This window comes from Shewanella sp. MBTL60-007 (genome assembly GCF_019654915.1).
In the GTDB taxonomy this organism is placed as follows: Bacteria; Pseudomonadota; Gammaproteobacteria; order Enterobacterales; family Shewanellaceae; genus Shewanella.
The window spans coordinates 30,542-55,638 of record NZ_BPET01000017.1; the positions used below are offsets into that span (position 1 = coordinate 30,542).

Genomic DNA, 25,097 nt, shown 5'->3' on the forward strand with positions numbered 1-25,097 from the left:
CGTTCTGAAATAGGTGAAAAGCCCTAATATAAATTAGGGCTTTTTTGATCCTGTATAGCGGTATTGCTAGGGTTAAACCAAATACACGTTTAAGCTACACGCGCCGTGGGCACCAACAACTAATGCTTGCTCGATATCGGCGGTTTTTGATGGCCCTGCGATAAAGGTGCCGAACTCACCGGAGTCTAAGGTTAGCTTACCTGCGGCTTGATGCATGTTAGCCACTATCGTGCTCGAATCTAATACTAAGAATAGGTTTTCGCAGATAAACGGCGTCACGCGGTGACCAAGGTTTTTGTTGTTGACCCAGATAGCGCCATTTTCGGCGACACCTAAGTCTCCAGGGATCACAGCGTAATCGATATCTCTTAGCTGGTGGGCGGTGTCGGTCACCTCGCGGTTGCCTTTAATTCCTTCAACCATAGAGATTATCTGCATGCCCTGAGCGATATGCTCATCAACTTGTGCTTGTAATTTGGCTAAGCCACCTTCACGGTGCAAGGTGCCAGCAACGGTATTTAGGCTGGTTTCAAACTGACCAACTAAGTCATCAATGCGCGGTTCAACCTTGATAACAGGCATGGCTTGAGGCGCAATTGCGGCGCTCTTTAGCGCGTTAAGAATGTCGTGTTTACTAGACATGTTTCTACCCTCTATTTTTCTTAAACCAAGCTTCGAAGCTTGAATTTGGTGCCACAGGTAACTCGCGATATTTACCCCAAGCGCCTGAGAATGGTTTCAATAGGCTGCCTGGTAGGATCTTCAGTGCCGTACGGGCAATACTCATCGAGCAATTTAGCGCCGTTTCACTGGCCATTAACTTGCCGACTAGCGGCATATAGCCTGACTTGCCGTAAGGCAGTTTCCCGGCTTCGGCTTTTAGGCGACGATGGTGATGGATGATCTTATCCAGTGGTACTTTCGTTGGACATACATAAGAGCAGCTGCCACATAAGGTACAGGCCCAAGGAATAGAGTTAGTGTCATCGGTTTTAGCCCCAACAGCGATGCCGATTGGACCAGGAATGGTGTAGTTATAGCTGTAGCCACCACTGCGGCGATAAACAGGGCAGGTATTGAGACAGCCACCACAGCGAATACACTTCAGTGATTCGGCTAAGATCTTGTCTTTTAGCATATCGGTACGGCCGTTATCGACAATAATGACATGCATCTCGCCACCCTCTTGTGGGCCACGATAGAAAGAGCTGTATGTGGTGATCGGCTGGCCAGTCGCATTTCTGGCGAGTGTACGTAGCAGTACGGCTGCACTGTCTATGTTAGGCACGACTTTGTCGATACCCATTGAGTGCAGTTGCAACTTAGGTAAGTTGGCACCCATATCGGCGTTGCCTTCGTTGGTACACACCACCACCGCGCCTGTGTCAGCAACCGCCATGTTAACCCCTGTCATAGCTGCATCGGCAGACAGGAACTGTTCACGCAGGTGTGCACGGGCGGCGCGGGTTAAGTAAAGTGGATCTGAGGCACCGGCATCTGTGCCGAGTTTGTCATGGAACAGATCGCCCACTTCCTCTTTTTTTAGATGAATCGCTGGCACTACAATGTGTGATGGTGGCTGCCCTGCAAGCTGGATAATACGCTCACCTAAGTCGGTATCTATCACTTCGATGCCACGCTGCTCCAAAAATGGATTCATATGACACTCTTCTGTGAGCATAGATTTAGACTTAACCAGCTTTTTGACCTGATGTTTGGCTAAGATTTCATGCACGATACGGTTATGCTCTGCACCATCTTTAGCCCAGTGCACCTTAATATTGTTTTTGAGGCAGTTTTGCTCAAACTCTTCGAGATACTGCGCTAAATGGGTTAGCGTGTGTAGCTTCATCTCAGAGCCGATTTGGCGTAGCTGTTCCCATTCTGGCAAGCTTCCTGCCGCGCGGTCACGCTTTTCGCGAAGTACCCAAAGGGCTTTAGAGTGCCAATCGACACGAGACTCATCTTTACAGAAGATCTCCGCTTTATGGGCATGTACCGCTGATTTAGAGCTAGACATATCTTCTCCTAAAGCGCTGCGTTGATGATTTGAGCGATATGGCGAGTCTCAATTGGCAGTTTCTGCCGTCTGACCATACCATCGATATGCAGTAAGCAAGAGGGATCGAAGCCAACGGCATAGGCTGCGCCAGTTTCGGCGTGAGCCTGGGCTTTATCTTTGCCCATCTTGGCTGATACCGCGCCTTCATCAAGGGCGAAGGTGCCACCGAAGCCGCAGCACTCATCGCGGCGATCTGGATAGACAATTTCAATCTCAGGGATCGCAGCAAGTACAGCTTCGAACTTGTTCATTCTTGGCCCCATTTGCTCACTTGGGGTGGCTAAGTCGAGCATGCGAATGCCATGGCAGCTCATCTGTAGGCTGATCTTGTGTGGGAAAGGCTTACTAAAGGCTGGAATAGGAGAGATGTCGTGAAGAAACTCGGTTAACTCATACAGTTTATTAATGACAGCCTGAGCTTCAGGGCTGCTATCGAACTCATGAAAGTTCTCTTTAGCGGCAACGAGGCAGGAAGCGGCAGGGCAGACGATAGCATCACATTCAACGCCCTTGAAAGCATTGAGTAGTTTCATGGTGGTCTTCTTGGCTTCGTTATAACAACCTGAGTTTGTCATGGGCTGGCCGCAGCATGTTTGGCCTTTTGGCAGTATGACTTGGTGTCCGAGTTTTTCTAATAATTCTAAGGTGGCTATTCCCACTTCAGGGACCATCTGATTCACTAGACACGGAATGAAAAGTGCGATCTTCATTATGTTTTCTCTTCTATTTTGCAGACATTGTTAGCGACTTTCTAACTGTAAAAGTAGCCGCAAAAAGCCTGCTCAAAAAGCCGACTTTTTAGTAAGCGGACATTCACGTATATTTATTCAGACTATAAATATAGGCCGATAACCTTGTAAAAAGTAGTGCTAATTTAGCAAATAAAAAGAGGCATTTTTGCAAAAATGAAAATAAGCTATATGCTTGTTTAATATATTAATTGTTGAGTTTATACTCTAGGTTGATAATCTGAATGACTAAAAATGGTTTGTTTGGTTGAGGCTGGAGTTATCTTGATGATAAATGAAAAGAATTAGGGGCAGTCGCTGCCCCTAAAGAGAAGGTTATTGCTGAAATTTAGGCTTAACTTTAAAAGGCTTTAGCGAGTGCACTCCTCTAGTAGATAAGCCAAATGACGATAAGATATGCCGCTATGCTGAGTTAAACCCACTTCACACATGCGGTTAGCGTAGTAGCCTTCACTCACATCGACGGGAATGAGCTTTTTAATATTACGCAGTGCACTGGCGTTGATTTCTGGTTTATACAAGCCTTTTTCACCGGCATAACCACAGCAGTCGATTCCAGCTGGGCGAACAACCTGTTTGCTGCAGGCTTCGACAATCGCTTCCATCTTTGGCTCAACTTTCATCTTGCGCGCGCTACAACCCAAGTGTAGTGCTACTGCGGGTTTCTGACGCGTAATAGTAAGTTTGTCGAGCAGTTTGTCATGGATGAAGTCAACCATGTCGACAATCTCGACTTTGTCGGTCAGTGACTTATCATCTGCAAGAGTACGGTAAGTACATGAGAGTGCATCGATGATAACCGGTAGTTTGCCGCCTTGGGTCATGGCCGCAACAGCCTCAATTAGCTCCTTGCGTTTAGCATCGGCGTTTTTAAAATCTCCCTTAGACTCCCACATCTGACCGCAACACAGTTCACGGGTCTTCTCCGGTGTGATGACGTTATAACCAGAACGCTCAAGCAAAGTCACGATGACCTCAGGCAAGGTTCGGTTATCGGGATCTTTTGGTGTAGGGCCAAAGGTACGGCCGCCACAAGCAGGGAAGTAAACCACGGTTTCCTGACCCGGAATAGGGGCGGTCAGTTTTGGTAACTTGCCCCCTTTTGGAAAATCAGGGTTCCAATAGGGCACTTCTTTGCTGACTACGCGTCCGGCTTTCATTATTGCGCCAGTTATCGCGCTCCCGGTTATCTTGTGGATAGTACCGAGCACATCGAAACCTGTGCTGATCACCTGATTTACCGCGCCAAAGTGCTTAGCTTGGAAGTCGAGCACTTTCTGCTCAGTGCTAGTGATATAAGGGGTTCTGAGTTTACGTACTAGCTGGCCCATGCTGTTATCTACCGGACAGGCAATAGTACAAAGCTGACAGGCGGCGCAGGTATCGACCACATCATACTTGGCGGCGGCGCGCATCTCTTCTGCGGCTTGCTTGTCACCAGATTGCTCTAGACGCTCGATCTCTCTTAAGGTCGCAATGCGTTGACGTGGCGACATATTTAGCGCTGACGTTGGGCAGGTTTTCTCGCAGAAGCCGCATTCGATACACTTATCGACTAAGTCATCAACTACAGGACATGGCTTGATATTTTTAACGTGAATTTGGTTATCATCGTTAAGAATAACCCCTGGGTTTAATAGGCCTTCAGGATCAAAAATTTGCTTAATGCGTTTCATCAAGGTGTAAGCGTCACTACCCCATTCCATTTCAACGAAAGGGGCAACCGCACGACCTGTGCCGTGTTCGGCCTTCATCGAACCATCGTATTTATTGATCACCATCTCGGCGACATCTTGCATAAAGGCGTGGAAGCGTTCGATATCGGCTTGAGAGTTAAAGGTTGGTGTTATGATGAAGTGGAAGTTACCCGCAAGCGCATGTCCATAGATAACACCTTCAGGGTAGTTATGCTTATGGAATAGCTCGGTCAAATCATTTGCCGCTGCGGCTAAATGTTCAAGTTCAAAGGCAACATCTTCGATGATTACAGAGGTGCCTTTAGGGCGCTCGCCACCAATAATGGGGAACAGACCCGAACGCATTGCCCAATATTGACCAAATACCGCTGGGTCATCACTGAATGTGATCGGACGCTCTGTCTCGATATGGGAAAGCTTGGCGATGACATCTTGGGTATAGCGATCTAAGGTTTGCTTATCATTCGCGCGTGATTCAATCAATAGAATCGAGGCACCCTCAGGCAGTTCTGATAGCCATAGTGGCATACCTTCTTTGCCTGTTACAGCTTTGATAGAGGCCCAGTCCAATAGTTCTGCAGCAGCTACACTGTCGCCAACCAGTGGCGGAATCGCGCGAGCAGCATCTTCCATGTTGAAAAATACCGCCATGGCAGAGGCTTTAAAGCGTGCTTCATCGACCGTGTGATAGGTGACCTCTTCAACGAACGCCAGTGTACCTTCGGCACCCACAATCAGGTGATTAATGAGCTCAAATGGATCGGCAAAGTCTACCAGTGCATTTAGGCTATAGCCCGTGGTGTTTTTAATAGAGAACTTCTTGCGAATGCGATCGGCAAGTGTGGTGTTGTTAATGGTTAACTCAGCGAGTTCGGTAAGCTCTTTGAGTAACTGTGGATGAGACTGAGTGAAGGCATCTTTTGACGCTTGACAACCTGTGTCGAGCTCAGCGCCATCGGCAAATAGTAACTTGGCCGAAGCTATCGTTTGGTAGCTATTTTGCGCTGTACCACAGCACATACCCGAGGCGTTGTTGGAGACGATGCCACCAATCTTAGCTGAAGCAAGGGTGGCGGGATCGGGGCCAATTTTCTTATTTAGAGGCTTGAGTACTGCGTTCGCATCGCCACCGATAACAGCTGTGCCTAAGGTGATCTTCGACGCATCTTCACTTACGGTGAGGGTTCTAAAGCCGTCATGACCGAGGATAAGCAAAATGCCTTCGCCAATGGCTTGGCCTGAAAGGCTTGTACCCGCTGCTCTAAAAGTGACTGGCGCGCCATAAGTGCGAGCAATTGCGAGTGTGCGTTTGGCTTGCTCTAAGGTATCGGCGTGAACTACGATCTCAGGTACGATGCGGAAATAACTAGCATCGGTAGACCAAGCAAAACGGCGGACCGGATCGTTGGTGGCGGCGTGCTCACCCACTTGTCTACGTAAATCTCTTAATACTGCTTCATAATTAATCGACATGAACTTTATCTCACACACATATTTTGAGTGAATAAAGCCGCAGTTAGTGCGGCTTTCTCGATATTATTATTTCTGTTTATCGTCTTGCCAGAGATAAGAAGGGCTAGAAGCCACCCCAAACCGCTGCGATAGTACCTGCGACTAAAGCATAGCCTAGTGCTACAGGCATTGTTTTACGAATGATCTCGGACTCGCGTCCTGCCATGCCAACAACCGTTGCCGCTGCAACCACATTCATCACACACATCATGTTACCGGCATTAGCACCAATGCCTTGCATCGCCAAAATCAGTGCGTGGTTAGCGCCAATATTATCGGCAACACTGTATTGCAGGCCGGAGAACATCATGTTTGAGAAGGTGGCTGAGCCTGATAGGAAGGCACCGAAAATACCAACAATGGGTGACACCCAAGCCCAAACTGCGCCCATGGTGTTAGCTAAGGTATCGGCTAGCGCAACAGGCATAGAGGCAAGGCCCGATGCATTCTCACCGGAGTTAAGGAAGATCTTCACCATAGGTACAGATGCACCAAGGGAGATAATGGTGGGTACCATAGACTTACAAGAGACTGAGATAGACTCTTTAATGGCTGGCGACTTCATTTTAAAAAGGAAGAAACCAAGGATACAGACTAAGACAAAGAAGGCACCAGGGGCATACAGTGTTGCAAAGCCAGCTTTTAATTCAGTACCTAATAATCCAGTCCAGCTGATGTTAAAGCTAGATAACCAAGCTTTTAGTGGGGCTACAGTACGTGATAGTACTAGCAACGCAGCCATAATAAGATAAGGGGACCAAGCCGCAATTTGCGAGAATTTAACCTCAGTGTCTAACTCTTTGCGCTCTTGGCCGTCATTTTCAGCAAAGTCGTTCCATTGCTCTTTTGGCAGTAGATAGCCTTTCTTAGCGACAGGAATGACAAGCGCCATACCGACAAGTGCACCGATAACCGATGGGAACTCTGGGCCTGCAAAATAGTTGATTAACCATGCTGGAACTGTGAAGGCAAGGCCTGCAAACAGGGCAAACTTCCAAATGGCTAAGCCTTCTTTGAACGACTTATTACGGCCAAAGAATCCAGTCAGAATCGCAACCATAGTTAATGGGATCAGAGTGCCCGTCACTAGGTCGATAGTGATCATGTGCATCGCAATAAACTGTGCGTAATCGGCGAAGCTGCCCCCATGCTGTGCAATTTGCTGTGCAGCCATATTGCTACCGCCCTGAGTCAGTCCTTGCTCCATACCAAACAGAACGGGAAGACCGATAGCACCGAACGAAACTGAAGTTGAGTCGGCAATCAGCGCTACTACCGCAGCGGCGATAGGGGGAATACCAAGTAACACCAGCAGTGGCGCACCAATTGCGGCAGGGGTACCGAATCCTGCAGAGCCTTCAATAAACGAGCCAAACAGCCAACAGATGATAATCACCTGTACGCGTGCATCACCACTAATATTGGTGAAACCCGCGCGAATGGTATCCATAGCACCGGAATACTTAAGCGTATTAAGCAGAAACACAGCGCCAAAAATAATGGTCAATGGCGTTAATGCTGAAAGTAAGCCCTCAACCACTGAAGCGGCAAGGAAGGTGGTGTCCATTTGCCAGATAAATACGGCTGCAAGCCCCGTAAATACCATCGAAATCGGCATGGCTCTCGATGCTGGCATCCGGAGTAGGACTAAGAACAGCATTACGCTGATAATCGGCGTTAAGCTTGCGAGTAGTTGAATAAAGGTCATGCTTGCCTCGTTTGATTTATATTGCTGTAACTAGCTTCAATTTCTAATTCAAATGACTAAATTTGAGCGACTCACTTCAATTGTTGCTACCCGAGCCTCTGTTTATCTTTAGTTGTGACGGGTAGGGTGTGTACTAAACGTGAATTAGTAATTAACAAAGATGATCTAGATCATGCTCTGCCCTAATTGTGGTTGATTATACTGTTAGTGAGATCGCTCACAGTTTTCGAGTTTGATGTAAGGTGATCTTGATCACATCAAAAGTGGTTGTCGATGATAGATTGTCATGCGAAGTGTAATTTTTGCAACATTTTTAGCGGCAAAGGTATCGATATGTAACCTATAGCGATGAATTTATGCTGAATTTGATCGTTAAATTTCTTATTTGGTGTTTATTAATAGCTTTGATTTTCATCGTGCTTGTGATCTGCATCATGTTTCGTGTGTTGTTCTTTTGCGTTTAATTATCATTATTAATCTAAGTTAATGTTTTTGGCTGGCTTAGTTATTTAACTAACATAGCGTTAATTTTTACTGCCTAAAATATGATGCAATAAATACTGTAGCTTACTAACGATGGAAGTTATGAAATTTACGAGTTTACAGGAAGGGCGAGGGGAGACGTGATGCCGATAACCTAAGTAGGCATATCGGCAGTATTGAATCATTAGAAAAGTTTGCTGCCCCAACCGAGTTTGCTACGCAGCACGTGGAAGTAGTTATGCCCTTTCGGGTGAATAAGCCTTAAGGTTTCCTCACTGCGCTTGATAATTATCTCATCACCAGGCAGAACGGACAGATGAACATGGCCATCACAGCTAACCTCTAAATTATCACCGTTGTGAGGAGATACGACTAGCTTAATGATACTGGCTGCATCGACGACGATTGGCCTGCAGGAAAGTGTATGTGGAAACATGGGAACCAAGATCATCGCTGCGAGGTTTGGCGTTAAAATAGCGCCCCCTGCGGACAGAGAGTAGGCCGTTGAGCCAGTAGGGGTCGATACAATCATCCCGTCGGCTCGTTGGCTATACATGAATTTGTCGTCAATATAGACTTCAAATTCGATCATATGAGCAATCTTACCCGGATGAAGTACCGCTTCGTTGACTGCGGTATTACTCGACTTTAGCTCGCCGTGACGATGTACCTCGGCTTCGAGTAGAAATCGCTGCTCAATTTCAAACTCGCCTTCGAGTACATTAGATAAGGCTTCTTCGAAGGAGTCGGGGGGCAGATCGGTTAAGAAGCCCAAGTTACCTCGGTTAACGCCTATGACGCCGATATTAAATCTTGCAAGCACACGAGCCGCACCTAGCATATTGCCATCACCACCGACAACGATGGCTAAATCACATTGCTTGCCAATTTCTAACAGGTCGACAGATTGGATTTGAGGCCCAAGTTCACCAGCGACTCGCTCTTCGACCAACACTTTGTAGCCTTGCATGCTAAGCCAATGATGCAACCTTTTTAAGGTCTGTGTGGTTCCTTTATGGTTAGGTTTACCGATTAGACCAATTGTGTGAAACGTATTGCTCATAATTTATGTTAGATCCAGCTTTAGGCCTTGAAACCTTAAATTTGATCCCCATAATATGCCCAGAGCATGCAGAAACAAAGCATTTTTAGCTGGAGCAAAAATGAGCAACCAAACAAATAAAGCACAAGACAACCAAGTTGAAGAGATCGTAGAGGGTGAATTGCTAAATGAAAATGGCGCAGAAACCACAGACGAAGCCTCTTTGATGGATGAGCTTACTCAGGCTAACTTCCGTGTTGAAGAGTTAGAAAAAGCTTTGCAAGAAGCAGAAGCAAAAGTTGAAGCGCAAAAAGACTCAGTGATCCGCGCCGCAGCAGAAGTGGACAATATTCGTCGCCGCGCGGCCATCGATGTCGAGAAGGCACATAAGTTCGCTTTAGAAAAGTTTATTAATGAGTTGCTTCCTGTATTGGATAATATGGAACGTGCTCTTCAGGGCACAGACGCTGAAGCTGAAGCGACTAAGGCTATTTACGAAGGTGTAGAGTTAACAGCTAAGAGCTTCGTGAGCACCGTTGAGAAATTTGGTTTAGTCCAGGTTGATCCACAAGGTGATGCGTTTAACCCAGAACTTCACCAAGCTATTGGCATGCAGCCAAGTGCAGATTTCCCTGCAAACACCGTTATGATGGTGATGCAGAAGGGTTACACCTTGAACGAGCGTCTACTTCGCCCTGCGATGGTGATGGTTTCTCAAGGTTAATGAGCTATTGATGCTAAGCCATGGCTTAGCATCAAGAAATAAAAAAGGACTGCCATGGCAGTCCTTTTTTATTTAGCTGATTTTAATTAAAGCTTCTATCTAGATAAGATTACGCAAGAAACTCTTCGATCTGTCTCTGAATTCCCGCAGCATCTAATCCTAGCTCGCTGATGATCTCTTCAGGTGCGCCGTGCTTAATAAACTCATCAGGTAAGCCTATGAGTAATACTGGCTTTGGCATCTTCAGTGTCTGTAATAGCTCGAGTACACCAGAACCTGCGCCGCCCATAATGGCGTTTTCCTCAACCGTCACGAGCACATCGTGGTTGGTTGCAAGCTCTTTAACTAGCTCAACATCAAGTGGCTTCACGAAGCGCATATCGGCAACGGTAGCATCAAGAGCCTCTGCAGCGACTAAGCTGCTGGCTAATGTCGTCCCAAAGTTAAGAATGGCGACCTTTTTACCTTGGCGTTTAATCAAGCCTTTACCAATTGGCAGAGCCGTCATGGTTTCTACTTGTTTAGCCCCTGTAGCACTGCCACGAGGGTAACGCACGGCTGTCGGGCCATCGTTATAGCAATAACCGGTATACAGCATCTGACGACATTCGTTTTCATCAGATGGCGCCATGATCACCATATTTGGGACTGTGCGCATAAAGCTTAAATCGAATGCTCCTTGGTGAGTTGGGCCATCAGCACCAACGATACCGCCGCGGTCGATCGCAAACAGCACTGGTAATCTCTGTAGTGCTACGTCGTGGATCAATTGATCATAGCCACGTTGTAGGAAGGTTGAATAAATCGCCACCACAGGCTTGTAGCCTTCGCAGGCGAAACCCGCACCTAAGGTTACGGCATGTTGCTCGGCGATTGCTGCGTCGAAGTACTGCTTAGGGAAACGTTGAGAAAACTCAACCATACCTGAGCCTTCACGCATCGCTGGGGTGATCCCCAAGACCTTTTCATCCTTTTCAGCAATGTCACATAACCACTTACCAAACACTTCTGAGAAGGTTGGGTCTGATGGCATAGTGGCAGGTTTCTCAAAGGTTGACGGATCAAACTTAGGCACGGCGTGCCAGCCGATCGGATCTTTCTCTGCAGGTTCATAGCCACGACCTTTCTTGGTCATGATATGTAGAATCTGTGGGCCGCTTAGATTGCGCATATTACGCATGGTTTCGACGAGGGCGTCCACATCGTGGCCATCGATTGGTCCGATGTAGTTGAAGCCTAATTCCTCGAACATGGTGCCAGGAACGACCATACCTTTTAGGTGTTCTTCGGTACGCTTAGCCATCTCTTTGATAACTGGCATACCTTGAAGCACTTTCTTGCTGCTTTCACGAATCGTGGTGTAGAAACGACCTGACATCAGCTGAGCAAGGTGATTGTTTAGTGCGCCAACGTTTTCAGAGATAGACATCTCGTTATCGTTTAGTACCACTAGCATGTCGTTGTGCAAGTCACCTGCGTGGTTCATCGCCTCAAATACCATGCCGCCAGTCATCGCGCCATCGCCGATAACCGCAACAACCTTACGGCCAGCTTGCTCTTTTTCGGCGGCAACAGCCATAGCTAATGCTGCACTGATTGAGGTGCCAGAGTGACCAACGCTAAAGGTGTCGTATTCACTTTCTTCACGCCACGGGAATGGGTGCACGCCACCTTTCTGACGAATGGTGTGCATTTTTTCGCGGCGACCAGTCAAGATTTTATGTGGGTAAGCTTGGTGGCCTACGTCCCAGACAAGTCTATCGAATGGCGTGTTGTACACGTAATGAAGTGCTACGGTGAGTTCCACCGTACCAAGACCCGATGCGAAGTGACCGCTTGATTTACCAACAGACTTCAATAGGAAACCTCTAAGCTCATCTGCCAATTGTGGCAGTACGGCTTGAGGGAGCTGTCTTAGCTCATCTGGGGTATTAGCCTGTGCAAGCACAGGAAATTGAGAAATATCAAAACTCATATCGAGATTCTTTGTCTCTTTATTAAACTCTTCGCTCAATGATGTAACGGGCGAATTCTGCAATTAGCTGGCTATTGTATGGTAATTTGGCCAGCGCTGATAGTGCGTCCTCAATCAAACTGCTGGCAGTTTTTTGGGCGCCCTCTAATCCAAGCAACTTTGGATAGGTGCTTTTGTTTGAATCTGTATCTGAACCTTGCGGTTTTCCAAGCTCTTCGGTGCTAGCGATAATATCGAGGACATCGTCTTGTACTTGGAAGGCGAGGCCGATAGCGTCGGCAAAGTCGAGTAGGGCTTGACGCTCTTGTCCCTCTACTTTAGCGGCAATAATAGCAAACTCTACAGCACAGCGAATAAGCGCACCGGTTTTTAATTTGTGTAGCTGTATTAAGGTGGCTAGTTCGATCTGCTTATTGGTGGCACTTAAGTCCATCGCCTGACCACCACACATACCACTATACCCAGAGGCGTTGGCTAAGGCTTTAACCATAGCTAAATTCTGTGATGGAGTAATGTTTTCAATCGGATCGCTGAGAATTTCGAAGGCAAGTGCCTGCAGTGCGTCACCGGCTAATATCGCGGTTGCTTCGTCAAAAGCGATATGCACAGTTGGCTGGCCTCGGCGCAGCGCATCATCATCCATGGCGGGGAGATCATCATGAATAAGCGAGTAAGCATGAACACATTCAACGGCCGCTGCACAAGCGTCTAAAGTCGCAAGCTTAACACCTAACATGTCGCCGATAGCATAAACTAGAAAAGGTCTAATTCGTTTTCCGCCAATTAAAGCACCATGCTTCATGGCCGCTTTAAGCTGCGGATCGATATCGGCTAGTGAGTCGATGCGAAATTCAAGTTGTTGATTGATACGCTCTTGGTACTGTTTCAGTGACGCTACTAACAATTACTCACCCTCGACATCATAAGGTTTTAGGGTGTCAACACCCTCTTCTTGCATTAGCACCGCGACTTTTTGTTGGGCATTTTCTAACTTGCTTTGGCTGTTGCGCACAAGTTTAATTCCACGCTCGAACTGTTTTAGTGCGTCATCAAGCGCGATATCGCCATGCTCTAAATCGGTTACGATTTTTTCTAGCTCGGAAAGTGAATCTTCAAATGAGAGGTTTTCTGGTTTTTTTGCCACGATGAACATTCCTAGAAAATAAGCGGTACACAAAGTATATCAGCAGGACACAGGGGTCAAATTAAGCCGTTGACTATTTGCGCAAAAGCACGCTTTATGCATCAAAGGTACTCTGATAAGTCATTAAGCATACGTGAGCGAGCCGATTATAGATCAGTTTTTGGCGGCCTGTATCTGACCCCAGCCTGCAATTTAACCGCTATTTTAACGGAAACCACAGAAAATTTGCTGGAAATATCGCTCAAGAGATCTTTTATTTGGTCGTTATATAAGATGAAATACTGAAAATGTATGCCTGAATGAGGAATTTGGTGACTTGTCACTTGCTGTCAGATTGAAGGCGTAATATTGTCGCTACCGAATTTATTCCCAGCATTATGCGTAGCACTTAGTATTTGAGACAGTCGATAACAGTGTATTGATTGGTATTTGAGGAGCAGCTTTGGATTTAGCAACCCTAATTGGACTTATTGGCGCATTTGCCTTCGTTATCATGGCCATGGTCAGTGGTGGTGGCATCGGCATTTTTATCAACGTGCCCTCGATTCTTATCGTTATGATTGGCTCGCTATTTGTTGTCATGATGAAATATAACCTCAAACAGTTTTTAGGATCAGCAAAAATCGCAGGCAAAGCCTTTATCTTCAAATTGGATAAACCTGAAGATCTTATCGAGCAATCTATTTCCATGGCTGATGCAGCACGTAAGGGGGGATTTCTAGCTTTAGAAGAGGCTGAAATCAGTAACAGCTTTATGCAAAAGGCTGTAGACATGTTGGTTGATGGGCACGACGGTGATGTGGTTCGTGACGCATTAGAAAAAGATATCGCTTTGACTGAAGAACGTCATCGAACCGGTATTGGTATTTTTAAATCAATTGGTGATGTTGCGCCAGCGATGGGCATGATAGGTACTCTAATTGGTCTTGTCGGCATGTTATCGAACATGGATGATCCTAAGTCAATTGGCCCTGCAATGGCTGTTGCACTATTAACCACTTTATATGGTGCTGTGATTGCGAACATGGTTGCATTACCCATTGCTGACAAGCTGGCGCTGAGAATGAATGAAGAGATGCTTAATCGTAACCTTATCATGGATGCGGTTTTAGCGATACAAGATGGCCAGAACCCAAGAGTCATTGAGGGTTTCCTGAAGAATTACCTATCCGAAAAATCAAGAAAAATAGACACGTTGGACGGGGCGTAAACAGATGGCTAAAAAAGCCAAATGTGATTGTCCCCCACCCGGTGCGCCGCTCTGGTTGGCAACTTTCGCTGACTTGATGTCGTTGCTGATGTGTTTCTTCGTACTGCTGCTCGCTTTTTCAGAAATGGATGTGATGAAGTTTAAGCAGATAGCAGGCTCGATGAAGTACGCCTTTGGTGTGCAGAATAAAGTCGAAGTCAAAGATATTCCTAAAGGCACCTCGGTGATTGCCCTTGAATTTAGGCCCGGACGTCCCGAGCCTACGCCGATTGAGATCATCAACCAGCAAACTAACGAGATGACGGAGCCTATGCTTGAGTTTCAAGAGGGCGAAGATGATAGTGCTGGCGGCATTCAGCAGCAGCGCGGCGAACAGCGCGGTGGTCAAGCTTCGGCAACGGCACAGGAGCAGAGTGAGGCCGAAGCCAAGGCTGAAAATGCCGCGCAATCGGATACGCAATCGACGAAAACACAAGCATCGGCTCAAGATAAGATTAATGAGCAGGTGAAGAAGATGGCACAAGAGCTCAATAAAGAGATCGTCGATGGTGCCATCGAGATCGAATCTCTTGGACAACAGATCATTATTCGCATTCGAGAAAAAGGAGCCTTCGCCTCTGGATCGGGCTTCTTGCAACCTAGGTTTAAGCCTGTGATCCGCCGTGTGGGTGAGTTGCTTAAAGATGTGCCTGGCATCGTTACCGTATCGGGGCATACCGATGACTGGAATATCTCTAACGAGCTCTATAGCTCTAATTGGGATCTGTCGAGTAAGCGAGCCGTAGCCGTGGGTCATGAACTGATTAAGGTGAAGGGGTTTGATCCGAAGCGTATGAAGGTGGTGGGCATGGCGTCATCGGATCCGCTAGTAGAGAACAACTCTAGCGCTAATCGTGCGCGAAATCGCCGAGTTGAGATTGCGATAGAGCAGGGCAAAGCCAAAGAGTCTCAAGAGATCCAAGTGAGTCAGTAGCTTTCATTAATCATGGTTAGAGGCGCGCAACCTAGGAGACTGGCTTGCGCGCCTTTTGCATTTTAGGGATTCCAGATTATTGACAGGGGAATAATTGATTTTTGTGGTGACAAACTGACATTGGATATACGCAATTGCCGCGCGTTCTTGTTATAATCGGGAAATTGCTGTTTAAACTACCCCCTCGCGGAAGACCAATGAAATTTATCGTAAAACTGTTTCCTGAAATCATGATGAAGAGCAAGCCGGTAAGAATGCGTTTTACCAAGATGCTCGAGACCAATATTCGTAATGTACTTAGAAAAGTGGATGAGTCCGCTAAAGTACAGCGTCAGTGGGACAAGATCATGGTGATGGTACCAGATGATAGGCCAGATCTGGTTGAAGCCTTTGGTGAGCGTTTAGCCTGTATTCCTGGTATTGCTCATGTACTGCAAGTAAACGTGAGTACCTTCACTTCAGTCGACGATATCTACCAGCAGACGTTAGCTGTTTATAAAGAGCAGCTTGTTGGCAAGACTTTCTGTGTACGCGTTAAGCGTGCGGGTAAGCATGACTTCAACTCTATTGAAGTTGAGCGCTATGTGGGTGGTGGATTGAATCAATTTACCGAAGCGGCAGGTGTTCGCTTAAAAGATCCTGATATGACAGTGCATCTAGAGATTGATAATGAACACCTTTATCTCATCGATAAGCGTATTGAAGGTCTTGGCGGCTTCCCGATGGCGACTCAGGAAGATGTGTTGTCACTGATTTCTGGTGGTTTCGACTCAGGCGTGTCGAGTTACCAGTTCATTAAGCGTGGTTCTCGTACTCATTATTGTTTCTTTAACTTAGGTGGCGACCAGCACGAAATAGGCGTTAAGCAGGTGGCTTACCACTTGTGGCAGAAATATGGCGAATCACATAAGGTTAAGTTTATCTCTGTGCCGTTTGACCCTGTGGTGCAAGAAATTCTAGAGCGCGTTGATAACGGCCAGATGGGCGTAGTGTTAAAGCGTATGATGATGCGCGCTGCAGCAAAAGTGGCACAAAAGATGGGCATTCAAGCCTTGGTTACGGGTGAGGCGATGGGGCAGGTTTCTAGCCAAACCTTGACTAACTTAAATGTCATCGACCGTTGTACAGATCAATTGATTTTGCGCCCTCTTATTGCAATGGATAAGCAAGACATCATCAATATTAGCCGTGAAATCGGTACCGAAGACTTTGCTAAATCAATTCCTGAGTATTGTGGCGTTATTTCTCAAAAGCCAACGGTAAAAGCGGTGTTGTCAAAAGTTGAAGCCGAAGAAGCGAAGTTTTCTGAAGATCTGCTCGACCGCGTGATTGCAGATGCAGAAGTTATCGATATTAGGGAGATTGCTACTCAGATGGATACCAAAATTACCGCAACAGAAACTGTCGATGCGATTAGTGCTGGTGAGATCATTATCGACGTCCGTGCGCCAGAAGAGGAGGAGAAGGCTCCGCTTGAAGTCGATGGCGTCGAAGTTAAGGCGATTCCTTTCTATAAGCTAGCAACGCTGTTTGGTGATCTCGATAAAGAGAAGAACTACCTGTTATATTGTGACCGTGGCGTGATGAGCAAGCTACAGGCGCTTTATCTGCAAGAGCAAGGTTACACCAATGTTAAGGTTTACCGTCCTTAAACGGCGTCTGTGAGCGCCAGAGTGGACTTAAACGAGAAGGCGACCAATATTGGTCGCCTTTTTTGTATCTATTAACCGCGAGCTAGCGGTTAATAGATACAAAAAAACCACCTCTATTAGGTGGCTTTAAAGTTGAAGATGTAGTGCTTTATTAGTCGGCTAATAATACTTGAGCCGTAGCTTCTTCGTTCTTCTTTAATTCATCAGTCGCTAACATATTATCTAGCTCAGCAGTCAGTTGAGCCTGCATTAACTCCATGCTTTCTGTTAAGTTAGCTGTTAACGTTGCTTCGATATCTTTAGTGTTGATAGATATTTCGTCGGCACTAACACTGGCTGAGGCGCCGAGGATAGCGATAACAAATACTGATTTTAGGTTTAACATACGCGGTAGCCTCCGGGCTAGTATTTGGGTTGTTAGACACTCCCCAATTACGTCGTAGAGGCTGTCCAACTAGTATCATTTCGTTGGGGCAAATTCTGAACGAAAGTACTGGCCTTAACAAACGATAAAATGTAACAATAGGCATTAGAAAAACTAATTAAAAACCGGGATCTGGATCACTATGGCAAGACGATTACCTCCCCTGAATGCAGTGAAGGCATTTGAGGCAGCAGCTAGGCATTTGAGCTTCACTCGAGCGGCAGAAGAGTTATTTGTTACCCAGGCTGCCGTGAGTCATCAAATCAAGGCATTAGAAGAGTATCTTGGATTAAAATTATTTAGACGTAAGAACCGTTCATTACTGCTAACTGAGGAGGGGCAAAGCTACTTTCTCGACATCAAAGATATTTTCACCCAACTTGCCGATGCCACAGATAGATTATTAGCCCGAAGTGCTATCGGTTCCCTTACTGTAGCGACTTCTCCGAGCTTTGCGATTCAATGGTTAGTGCCACGCTTGGCCAAGTTTAGTGAGAAAAATCCAGAGATCGATGTGCGAATTAAGGCTGTGGATGATGAAGATGGTTCGCTGACTGATGACGTTGATGTGGCCATCTATTATGGTATGGGGAACTGGTCTGGAATGCGAGCCGATAAGCTCAGAAATGAGGTGTTAATTCCGGTCTGTTCACCGCTATTATTAAGCGGTCCTAAGCCATTAGAAAAACCTAGCGATTTGAAAAATCATACCCTATTGCACGACTCTAGTCGCCAAGATTGGCAGGCTTGGTTTAGACAATGTGGAATTACTGATATTAATGTGAACCAAGGTCCAATATTTAGTCATTCTTCGTTGGTGCTGCAAGCTGCCGCTCACGGCCAGGGTGTGGCGCTAGGCTACAGTGTACTTGCAAGGCCCGATATTAAAGCGGGTCGTCTTATCTGCCCTTTCCCTGAAGTTTTAGTCAGTAAAAATGCATATTACTTAGTGTGCCAACAAAGCCATGCCGATATTGGTAAGGTCGCAGCTTTTAGAGAGTGGATGCTCGATATGTTTGAAGAGGAGACGCGTAGTGAGCTGCTTACAGGATAAGTTAAAACAAGCCTACCTTGATGGTGAGTTAGCCGCGGCCGTTGCTGAATTATCTCCAGAGGAGCTAGCTTTCGATGCGCAGCACTATCTTGTAGACTGTATCGGTACAAATAGCGCCGAAAAAGACTGCGACACCCTGATTATCTTAGCCCATGGTGCAGGCGCGAATATGCACCATGAATTTATGACTCAGATGGCCAAGGGGCTGAGCGTAGGCGCAACAGTCGTGCGTTTTAACTTTCCCTATATGCGTGCCAATGCCATCGATGGTAAGCGTCGTCCGCCAGACAGGGCGCCGAAGTTGATTGCCGACTATGCGCTGCAGTTTAGTATTCTTAAACAACAGTTTAAGCCTAAGAAAGTCTACTTAGTGGGCAAATCGATGGGGGGGCGGATGTCGACAATTTTAGCCGAGAGCATAAAGGTTAATGGTGTTGTTGCTCTTGGTTATCCCTTTATTCCACTCAGTGGTGGTGAGCCGCGTTTAGAGCCGATCGAGAAGTGTTTAGCGCCACTGATGGTGATCCAAGGTGAGCGAGATAAGTTTGGTCATAAGGGGTTAGTTAACACTTGGCCGGAAATGGAAAAAGTACAACTGCATTGGTTAACCGATGGTGATCATAGTTTTAAGCCTAGAAAGTCGTCAGGAACTACGTTAGAGGCTAATCTAGAGCAGGCGGTCTCCCATATCAAAGACTTTATTAAACAGTCATCATAATGAGAGACGATACAGACAGTTGGAATGAAAATTTTCTATCTGTTGGCAGGTGAGTCGATAGTTTGTAGGAGGTTAAATGCGTAATGGATTTTTGCTGCTAGCAGCATTGAGTGGTTTTATTGCTGTAGCACTGGGCGCATTTGGCGCCCATGGATTGAAGAATGTGGCACCGCCTGATCTCATTGCTATCTTTAACTTAGGTGTTGAGTATCAGTTCTATCATACGTTTGCGCTGATTGCAGTGGCGTTCTCTGGTCATTGGTTAAAATCTCGATTATTGGACTGGGCTGGCTACCTCTTTATCGCTGGTATGGTGCTATTTTCGGGGTCCTTGTACCTCTACGCGCTAATTGGCGCTAAATGGACTGGTCCTGTGACCCCAATGGGTGGTGTTTGCTTCCTGTTAGGTTGGCTATTTATCGCCGTTGCAGTTTGGCGTAATCGCGTTAAAGAGCTGGATTAAGTTTTTAGTGGTGACTTAGTCTATCTATAGGTTTAGGCTGCGCGGTGAATATTAAATTTTAGACAGTACACAGCAAAGCTTGAACAGTGTAAAATAGCGGGCAACAACTTTGTTGGCCGCTTTTTTATATCAATCCTTCAATAACGTAGAGCGTTTTTAACGCTATGCTTTGAGGTCTCGGTAACGCTTTTACTAAGTGCTACCTTGATTGATATTATTTTTATCTTCAGGAAATTCAATGATAAACCTATTTTTATTTTGCCGTGCTGGCTATGAGAAAGATTGTGCAGCAGAGATCCAAGTGCGCGCAGCTGAGCTCGATATTGGTGGATTTGTAAAAACCAACACCAACGATGCTTATGTGATTTTTCAGTGCTTCCAAGCCGGTGATGCTGAAGTTTTAGCTAAAAATATCAGTCTAGATTCGCTTATTTTTACCAGACAGATGTTTGCGGCCAAGGAGTTGCTTAAAGGCTTACCTGAGCAAGATAGAATTAGCCCGATCGTTGAAGCTTTGACTCAAGTGCATAAAGCGGGTGAATTGCGTGTTGAAACACCAGATACTAACGAAGCCAAAGAACTCTCTAACTTCTGTCGCAAGTTTACGGTGCCCCTAAGACAGGCACTGAAGAAGTCAGGTACCTTGCTTGAGAAAGAAAACAGCAAGCGCCCGATTATTCACGTTTGTTTTGTCGCTTCGGGTCAAGCTTATGTGGGTTACTCGCTAAGTAACAATAGCTCGCCATATTTCATGGGGATCCCAAGACTTAAGATTGCAGCGGACGCACCGAGTCGCTCGACATTAAAACTTGATGAAGCCTTTATTCACTTTATCCCTAAAGAAGAGCAAGAGACGCGCCTTAGCAGTGGTATGAAGGCGGTGGATCTTGGTGCATGTCCTGGTGGCTGGACCTATCAGCTTGTGAGACGTGGTATGTTTGTTGCCGCTGTCGATAATGGGCCTATGGATCAAGGTCTAATGGATACCGGACAGGTTAAACATTACCAAGCCGACGGTTTTAGATTCGAACCTCCTAGGAAGAATATCACTTGGCTTGTGTGCGACATGATTGAAAAGCCATCTCGCGTGGCCGAGCTGATTGAAGCGTGGGCGATTAACGGTTGGTTTAAAGAAGCGATTTTTAACTTAAAGTTACCGATGAAGGCACGCTATAAAGAGGTGTCGACTATTTTGGCGACCATGGAAGAGATCTTGAAAGAGAATGGCGTAGATGATTTTACTATCGCCGCTAAGCATCTTTACCATGACCGTGATGAAGTGACCGTTCACCTTTGCTTGAGACCTACTCAGCCTTGGTAAATATTGACGAAAGTGCCGACTGAACTCAGGTCGGGACAAAGCATTAAAAAAGGCCCCATGTGAAAACATGGGGCCTTTTTATTGGATCATAAATTGATTATTAAGATAAACGCTCAATCACGGCCTGAGTGAAGTCGGTTGTACCATGAGTACCACCTAGGTCACGCGTTGTGCGGTCGCCTTCTTCAATCACCGCGGTAATCGCATTGCGAATAAGCTCGGCTTTATCTGACATGCCTAAATACTCAAGCATCTGAATTGATGCCAGTACAACAGAAGTTGGGTTTGCTAGGTTTTTGCCAGCGATATCTGGCGCACTACCGTGCACCGCTTCAAAAATTGCCGCATCGCTACCAATGTTAGCACCAGGTGCCATACCTAGGCCGCCAACAAGGCCTGCACAAAGATCAGATAAGATGTCACCGAATAGGTTTGTGGTGACAATCACATCGAAGTTTTCAGGATTCATCACCAGCTTCATACAGGTTGCGTCAACAATCATCTCTTCGGTCGTGATATCTGGGTAACGCTGGCTCACTTCACGAGCGACTTTCAAGAATAGTCCAGACGTAGACTTCATGATGTTAGCTTTATGGACGATAGTGACTTTTTTACGACCTTCCTTACGGGCAAGCTCATAAGCAAATGTGGTGATCTGCTCTGCACCTTGGCGAGTAATAATACTGGTTGCTTCAGCGGTTGCACCGTCATCAGAGACGGTTTGTCCTAGACCCGAATACATGCCTTCGGTATTTTCACGTACTGTGATGATATCGATATTGTCATAACGAGCCTGTGTGCCTTTAAAAGACAGTACTGGACGTACGTTTGCGTAAAGGCTGAATTGCTTACGTAGGCTCACGTTAATAGAGGTAAAGCCTTCGCCAACAGGTGTTGTTAGTGGGCCTTTTAGAGTAATGCGATTTTTTTCAATAAGCTCTAATGTACGCTGAGGTAATAGTTCACCGTGCTTTTCTAGCGCAGCGAGACCGGCATCTGCAAACTCATATTCAAAGTCACAACCAGCTTTATCAAGAATTTTAAGTGCTGAGTCAATAATGCTTGGGCCAATCCCATCACCTGGGATAACGGTTATCGTTCTTTTTGTCATGGATAGTCCTACCACGGTTAGGCGTTACTGCAATTGTCTGACCATGTCTTGGGACACGGCAAGTGAGTTGGAATTATTTTCTTTTTGCTCGATGTATTTTAAACACTTTTACACAACTTTCACAGGAAATAGTGAGCAATCTCACGTTTTTTTCTGTAGGGTAACTTGCATAAATAACTGCTTATGACGATGATTGATCGTTAGAAGGTTAAAAAGTCTACTTTAGTCTAATAATAAATAATGAGGAAGACCTTGAAGTCATTACCTATTACATCTCTATTGCTATTCTCGACGAGTTTGTTGTCAGCAAACTTGATAGCGGCCAACAATAGCATCACTCCCGACGATATTATGCGATTCGAATCGCTTAAAAAGCCTGTTATTTCAGATACTGGCAATATGCTGGCCGTTGAGGTGACTCCGGATCGTGGCGATAGCCACGGCCTTGTAAGGAACCTCGTAGCTAATAAGCAGTTTAGTGTAAAAGGCGCTAGTAAGCCAAAAGTTAGCCATGATGGCCGTTTTGTGGCGTTTGTCGATGAAGTACCGCTTTTTGAATCAGAGACAGCCAGCAAGAAAGCCAAGAAGAAACTCAAGCCTGGCTTGGTTTTGTTAGATACCTCAACGGGTGAAGAGATCCGCTATGAGCGTGTTAAATCCTTTGAGTTCAATGATAAGGGAACTCATCTAGCTATCTGGTTTGAAGCCGAAGAGTCAAAAAAAGATGAAAAATCGGCTGATAATGGGCAAAGCGCTAAAAGTGATATAAAAGTCGCTAAAGAGGATAAGGGCACGACTGTCGAGCTGCTTTCTCTTAAGGATTTGAAATCAATAACCTTTAAAGATGTTACGGCGCTTAGTTTTGATCAGTCTGGGTTAAATTTTGCATTGGCGATAAATAATATTGAAACCAATAAGCACGAGTTAAACCTAGTTAAGCTGGCCGATAATAGCATTTCAACAGTCCATAGTTTAAAACAACAGCAAGTCGGTGCTATCGCATTATCGAATGATGGTAACTACTTAGCTTTTACCTATGGTGATGCCAAGGTTGCACCTTTTGGTCGCGAATATGAATTGGCACTTTTGAGTCTTGAAAATAATAAGCTTGTTGAAACACCTAAGTCAGCAGATTGGACGCTTAATCGTTACGCAGAGCTACGCTTTTCCGATGACAGTCAACGCTTGTTCTTTGGCCGTGTGCCTCAGGTTGCTCAGCAGTTAGAGCTGGCTAAATATGAACAGCAGTCCGATCTATTTGATAAAGATATTATTACCTCAAATCGTGCCCTTAGAGTATGGCATGGTGAGGATCCTCGTATTAAGCCCCATGAAGTTCAGCAATATAAGAAAGAGTTTAAGCGAACCTATTTAGCAGTACTGCATGTCAAGGGCAATAACTTAGTACAGCTTGCTGATCTCGATGTGCCAGATATTGAGGTGCAGCAACAGCAGCGATATGCACTGGCAAGTTCTGATCTGCCATACCGTAAGATGATCACTTGGGCAGGGTTTTATCGTGATTTTTATCTGGTAGATCTTAATACTGGACGGAAGATCCCGCTGCTTACCCAACAGAGCAGTTCTGAAGAGCCTAATCTGTCTCCGGGTGAAAAGTTTGTGTCTTATTACTTGCACGGGAACGTGTTCCTGTATGAGATTGCTCAAGATAGACGCATCAACATTACCAAAGATTTAGGTGTTTCTTTTGCCGATGAAGATCATGACTACCCATCAAACGCGCCAAGTTATGGTTTTGGTCCTTGGATTAGTGATGATGCAGGTTTGTTGATTTACGACAAGTTTGATATTTGGCAGGTCAATACGCTATCGAATGATACATTTAAACTGACAGCAGGTCAGGGACGTGAGCAGCAGATCCAATATCGAGTAACTGGCTTGGTTCAAGATAAAGAGTATCCAAGTGTGCTAGCTAATGGTGATAAAGTTTTGCTTCATGGCTATAACGATATCACCAAGGGCGATGGTTTTTATCGTGCGCAGATAGGAGTCGCCGGTGTGACCCCTTTAATGGATGGGGACTATAAGCTTAAGTTGCTGGCGCGCAGTAAAGATGCACAGACAATCGTGTACTCTAAGGAGCAGTACGATCAGTTCCCGGATCTCTACACGGCACCTGTAAGTGCACCGCAAAATGCGGTACGTCAAACTAACTTAGATAAACAGCGTGACGCCTTTAACTGGGGACAGTCAGAGTTAGTTCAGTGGACCAATGGCGATGGCAAACCCCTTGATGGCGTTTTGATCAAGCCAACCAATTATGTTGAAGGTCAGCGTTATCCTGTGCTTGTCTACTTTTATCGCTTTATGAGCGACAGGTTGCACGCCTTTCCACAGATGAAGATTAATCATAGGCCGAACTTTGCATGGTATGCCGATAATGGTTACGCCATTTTCTTGCCCGATATTCGTTTCGAAGTAGGTTACCCAGGAGAGACCTCAGTACAGGCATTGACCTCTGGCGTACAGCACCTGATCGATATCGGGGTTGCCGATCCAAAAGCCGTAGGTATTCAGGGCCATTCATGGGGCGGGTACCAAACGGCTTTTGCGGTAACAAAAACCAATATCTTTAAAGCTGCAGTGACGGGGGCCCCTGTGTCTAATATGACCAGCGCCTATAGTGGTATTCGTCATGGAAGTGGTCTTGCGAGACAGTTCCAATATGAAACAGGTCAGAGCCGCATTGGTGAAAGCCTGTTTAAATCACCACAGAAATATATTGAAAACTCACCGGTATTTTACGCTGAGCGTATTAAGACACCTATGATGATCATGTTTGGTGATAAAGATGATGCGGTGCCTTGGGAGCAAGGGGTTGAACTATACCTTGCTATGCGCCGTGCGGGTAAGGATGTGGTGTTCTTGCAATATCAGGATGAGCCACATCATCTTAAGAAGTATCCTAATAAGCTCGATTACAGTATTCGTATGATGGAATACTTCGATCACTACCTCAAGGGCATGCCTGCGCCTAAATGGTTGAGTGAAGGCGAAGCTTATACTGAGTATAAAAAAGCCGATTAAATAAGATTGTTCACTTTTAAAATGCCG

General features: G+C 45.9%; 20 protein-coding genes. 9 read left to right on the forward strand and 11 right to left on the reverse strand.

Going from position 1 to position 25,097, the window contains the following annotated elements:
- Positions 1–72: 72 nt before the first annotated feature.
- From K5Q92_RS08010 to nadK, 6 genes are all read right to left on the reverse strand, one after another.
- The gene (locus K5Q92_RS08010) at positions 73–642 is read right to left on the reverse strand and encodes an LUD domain-containing protein (protein WP_220768481.1); all 570 of its coding nucleotides are present in this window, start codon (positions 640–642) and stop codon (positions 73–75) included.
- A 4-nt stretch (positions 643–646) separates the two neighbouring features.
- Entirely contained in the window at positions 647–2,020 is a 1,374-nt protein-coding gene (locus tag K5Q92_RS08015; RefSeq protein WP_220768482.1) for a lactate utilization protein B, read from the reverse strand.
- A gap of 8 nt (positions 2,021–2,028) precedes the next feature.
- The gene (locus tag K5Q92_RS08020; protein WP_220768483.1) at positions 2,029–2,772 is read right to left on the reverse strand and encodes a (Fe-S)-binding protein; all 744 of its coding nucleotides are present in this window, start codon (positions 2,770–2,772) and stop codon (positions 2,029–2,031) included.
- Between the two features lie 389 nt (positions 2,773–3,161).
- Positions 3,162–5,981 carry an FAD-binding and (Fe-S)-binding domain-containing protein gene (locus K5Q92_RS08025; RefSeq protein ID WP_220768484.1) on the reverse strand — a complete coding sequence of 940 codons (2,820 nt, stop codon included), beginning with the start codon at positions 5,979–5,981 and terminating at the stop codon, positions 3,162–3,164.
- A gap of 103 nt (positions 5,982–6,084) precedes the next feature.
- On the reverse strand, positions 6,085–7,728 hold the full coding sequence (locus tag K5Q92_RS08030) for an L-lactate permease (RefSeq protein WP_220768485.1): 1,644 nt from the start codon (positions 7,726–7,728) through the stop codon (positions 6,085–6,087).
- A gap of 667 nt (positions 7,729–8,395) precedes the next feature.
- Positions 8,396–9,274, reverse strand: coding sequence for an NAD(+) kinase (gene nadK / locus K5Q92_RS08035; RefSeq protein WP_220768486.1), 879 nt, complete (start codon positions 9,272–9,274; stop codon positions 8,396–8,398).
- A gap of 100 nt (positions 9,275–9,374) precedes the next feature.
- Here nadK and grpE point away from each other — a divergent pair, with 100 nt between their 5' ends.
- Positions 9,375–9,977: a nucleotide exchange factor GrpE gene (gene grpE / locus K5Q92_RS08040; protein ID WP_220768487.1), complete on the forward strand. Its 603-nt coding sequence runs from the start codon at positions 9,375–9,377 to the stop codon at positions 9,975–9,977.
- Positions 9,978–10,086: 109 nt separating this feature from the next.
- Here grpE and dxs read toward each other — a convergent pair whose 3' ends face one another.
- The 3 genes from dxs to xseB are packed head-to-tail and all read right to left on the reverse strand — an operon-like array spanning position 10,087 to position 13,096.
- Positions 10,087–11,952, reverse strand: coding sequence for a 1-deoxy-D-xylulose-5-phosphate synthase (gene dxs, locus K5Q92_RS08045; RefSeq protein ID WP_220768488.1), 1,866 nt, complete (start codon positions 11,950–11,952; stop codon positions 10,087–10,089).
- Between the two features lie 22 nt (positions 11,953–11,974).
- Positions 11,975–12,856: a (2E,6E)-farnesyl diphosphate synthase gene (ispA, locus tag K5Q92_RS08050; RefSeq protein ID WP_220768489.1), complete on the reverse strand. Its 882-nt coding sequence runs from the start codon at positions 12,854–12,856 to the stop codon at positions 11,975–11,977.
- Positions 12,857–13,096: an exodeoxyribonuclease VII small subunit gene (gene xseB, locus K5Q92_RS08055; RefSeq protein WP_220768490.1), complete on the reverse strand. Its 240-nt coding sequence runs from the start codon at positions 13,094–13,096 to the stop codon at positions 12,857–12,859.
- Between the two features lie 442 nt (positions 13,097–13,538).
- On the opposite strand from xseB, the gene pomA reads away from it, so the two are divergent.
- From pomA to thiI, 3 genes are all read left to right on the forward strand, one after another.
- Positions 13,539–14,306 (forward strand): flagellar motor protein PomA, encoded by a 768-nt coding sequence (gene pomA / locus K5Q92_RS08060; protein WP_220768491.1) that lies wholly within the window; start codon positions 13,539–13,541, stop codon positions 14,304–14,306.
- 4 nt (positions 14,307–14,310) lie between these two features.
- On the forward strand, positions 14,311–15,279 hold the full coding sequence (locus tag K5Q92_RS08065; RefSeq protein WP_220768492.1) for a flagellar motor protein MotB: 969 nt from the start codon (positions 14,311–14,313) through the stop codon (positions 15,277–15,279).
- Between the two features lie 197 nt (positions 15,280–15,476).
- Positions 15,477–16,931: a tRNA uracil 4-sulfurtransferase ThiI gene (thiI, locus tag K5Q92_RS08070; protein WP_220768493.1), complete on the forward strand. Its 1,455-nt coding sequence runs from the start codon at positions 15,477–15,479 to the stop codon at positions 16,929–16,931.
- Between the two features lie 151 nt (positions 16,932–17,082).
- Here the strand turns inward: thiI and K5Q92_RS08075 are convergent, their stop codons facing one another.
- Positions 17,083–17,316 (reverse strand): hypothetical protein, encoded by a 234-nt coding sequence (locus K5Q92_RS08075; RefSeq protein ID WP_220768494.1) that lies wholly within the window; start codon positions 17,314–17,316, stop codon positions 17,083–17,085.
- Between the two features lie 181 nt (positions 17,317–17,497).
- On the opposite strand from K5Q92_RS08075, the gene K5Q92_RS08080 reads away from it, so the two are divergent.
- The 4 genes from K5Q92_RS08080 to rlmM all read left to right on the forward strand — a co-directional run bounded on the left by K5Q92_RS08080 (position 17,498) and on the right by rlmM (position 20,911).
- Positions 17,498–18,409: a transcriptional regulator GcvA gene (locus tag K5Q92_RS08080; protein WP_202721792.1), complete on the forward strand. Its 912-nt coding sequence runs from the start codon at positions 17,498–17,500 to the stop codon at positions 18,407–18,409.
- On the forward strand, positions 18,390–19,127 hold the full coding sequence (locus tag K5Q92_RS08085) for an alpha/beta fold hydrolase (RefSeq protein ID WP_220768495.1): 738 nt from the start codon (positions 18,390–18,392) through the stop codon (positions 19,125–19,127). Before K5Q92_RS08080 ends, K5Q92_RS08085 begins: the two co-directional genes overlap by 20 nt.
- A 76-nt stretch (positions 19,128–19,203) precedes the next feature.
- A complete protein-coding gene (locus K5Q92_RS08090; RefSeq protein ID WP_220768496.1) occupies positions 19,204–19,590 on the forward strand; it encodes a DUF423 domain-containing protein in 387 nt (128 codons plus the stop codon).
- A 238-nt stretch (positions 19,591–19,828) separates the two neighbouring features.
- Positions 19,829–20,911 (forward strand): 23S rRNA (cytidine(2498)-2'-O)-methyltransferase RlmM, encoded by a 1,083-nt coding sequence (gene rlmM / locus K5Q92_RS08095; protein ID WP_220768497.1) that lies wholly within the window; start codon positions 19,829–19,831, stop codon positions 20,909–20,911.
- Between the two features lie 100 nt (positions 20,912–21,011).
- Here the strand turns inward: rlmM and K5Q92_RS08100 are convergent, their stop codons facing one another.
- Complete coding sequence (locus tag K5Q92_RS08100; RefSeq protein ID WP_220768498.1) at positions 21,012–22,022, reverse strand: isocitrate dehydrogenase; 1,011 nt, start codon at positions 22,020–22,022, stop codon at positions 21,012–21,014.
- A 252-nt stretch (positions 22,023–22,274) separates the two neighbouring features.
- Here K5Q92_RS08100 and K5Q92_RS08105 point away from each other — a divergent pair, with 252 nt between their 5' ends.
- Positions 22,275–25,070, forward strand: coding sequence for a S9 family peptidase (locus K5Q92_RS08105; RefSeq protein WP_220768499.1), 2,796 nt, complete (start codon positions 22,275–22,277; stop codon positions 25,068–25,070).
- The last annotated feature ends 27 nt before the right edge of the window (positions 25,071–25,097 follow it).

Excerpts from the sequence above, each read along its gene's own strand:
- K5Q92_RS08025 (WP_220768484.1), bottom strand. The coding sequence starts at position 5,981 with ATGTCGATTAATTATGAAGCAGTATTAAGAGATTTACGTAGACAAGTG.
- K5Q92_RS08075 (WP_220768494.1), bottom strand. The coding sequence starts at position 17,316 with ATGTTAAACCTAAAATCAGTATTTGTTATCGCTATCCTCGGCGCCTCA.
- K5Q92_RS08065 (WP_220768492.1), top strand. The coding sequence starts at position 14,311 with ATGGCTAAAAAAGCCAAATGTGATTGTCCCCCACCCGGTGCGCCGCTC.
- K5Q92_RS08015 (WP_220768482.1), bottom strand. The coding sequence starts at position 2,020 with ATGTCTAGCTCTAAATCAGCGGTACATGCCCATAAAGCGGAGATCTTC.
- K5Q92_RS08090 (WP_220768496.1), top strand. The coding sequence starts at position 19,204 with ATGCGTAATGGATTTTTGCTGCTAGCAGCATTGAGTGGTTTTATTGCT.
- K5Q92_RS08010 (WP_220768481.1), bottom strand. The coding sequence starts at position 642 with ATGTCTAGTAAACACGACATTCTTAACGCGCTAAAGAGCGCCGCAATT.
- nadK (WP_220768486.1), bottom strand. The coding sequence starts at position 9,274 with ATGAGCAATACGTTTCACACAATTGGTCTAATCGGTAAACCTAACCAT.
- K5Q92_RS08080 (WP_202721792.1), top strand. The coding sequence starts at position 17,498 with ATGGCAAGACGATTACCTCCCCTGAATGCAGTGAAGGCATTTGAGGCA.
- dxs (WP_220768488.1), bottom strand. The coding sequence starts at position 11,952 with ATGAGTTTTGATATTTCTCAATTTCCTGTGCTTGCACAGGCTAATACC.
- thiI (WP_220768493.1), top strand. The coding sequence starts at position 15,477 with ATGAAATTTATCGTAAAACTGTTTCCTGAAATCATGATGAAGAGCAAG.
- rlmM (WP_220768497.1), top strand. The coding sequence starts at position 19,829 with ATGATAAACCTATTTTTATTTTGCCGTGCTGGCTATGAGAAAGATTGT.
- K5Q92_RS08030 (WP_220768485.1), bottom strand. The coding sequence starts at position 7,728 with ATGACCTTTATTCAACTACTCGCAAGCTTAACGCCGATTATCAGCGTA.
- K5Q92_RS08020 (WP_220768483.1), bottom strand. The coding sequence starts at position 2,772 with ATGAAGATCGCACTTTTCATTCCGTGTCTAGTGAATCAGATGGTCCCT.
- grpE (WP_220768487.1), top strand. The coding sequence starts at position 9,375 with ATGAGCAACCAAACAAATAAAGCACAAGACAACCAAGTTGAAGAGATC.
- K5Q92_RS08100 (WP_220768498.1), bottom strand. The coding sequence starts at position 22,022 with ATGACAAAAAGAACGATAACCGTTATCCCAGGTGATGGGATTGGCCCA.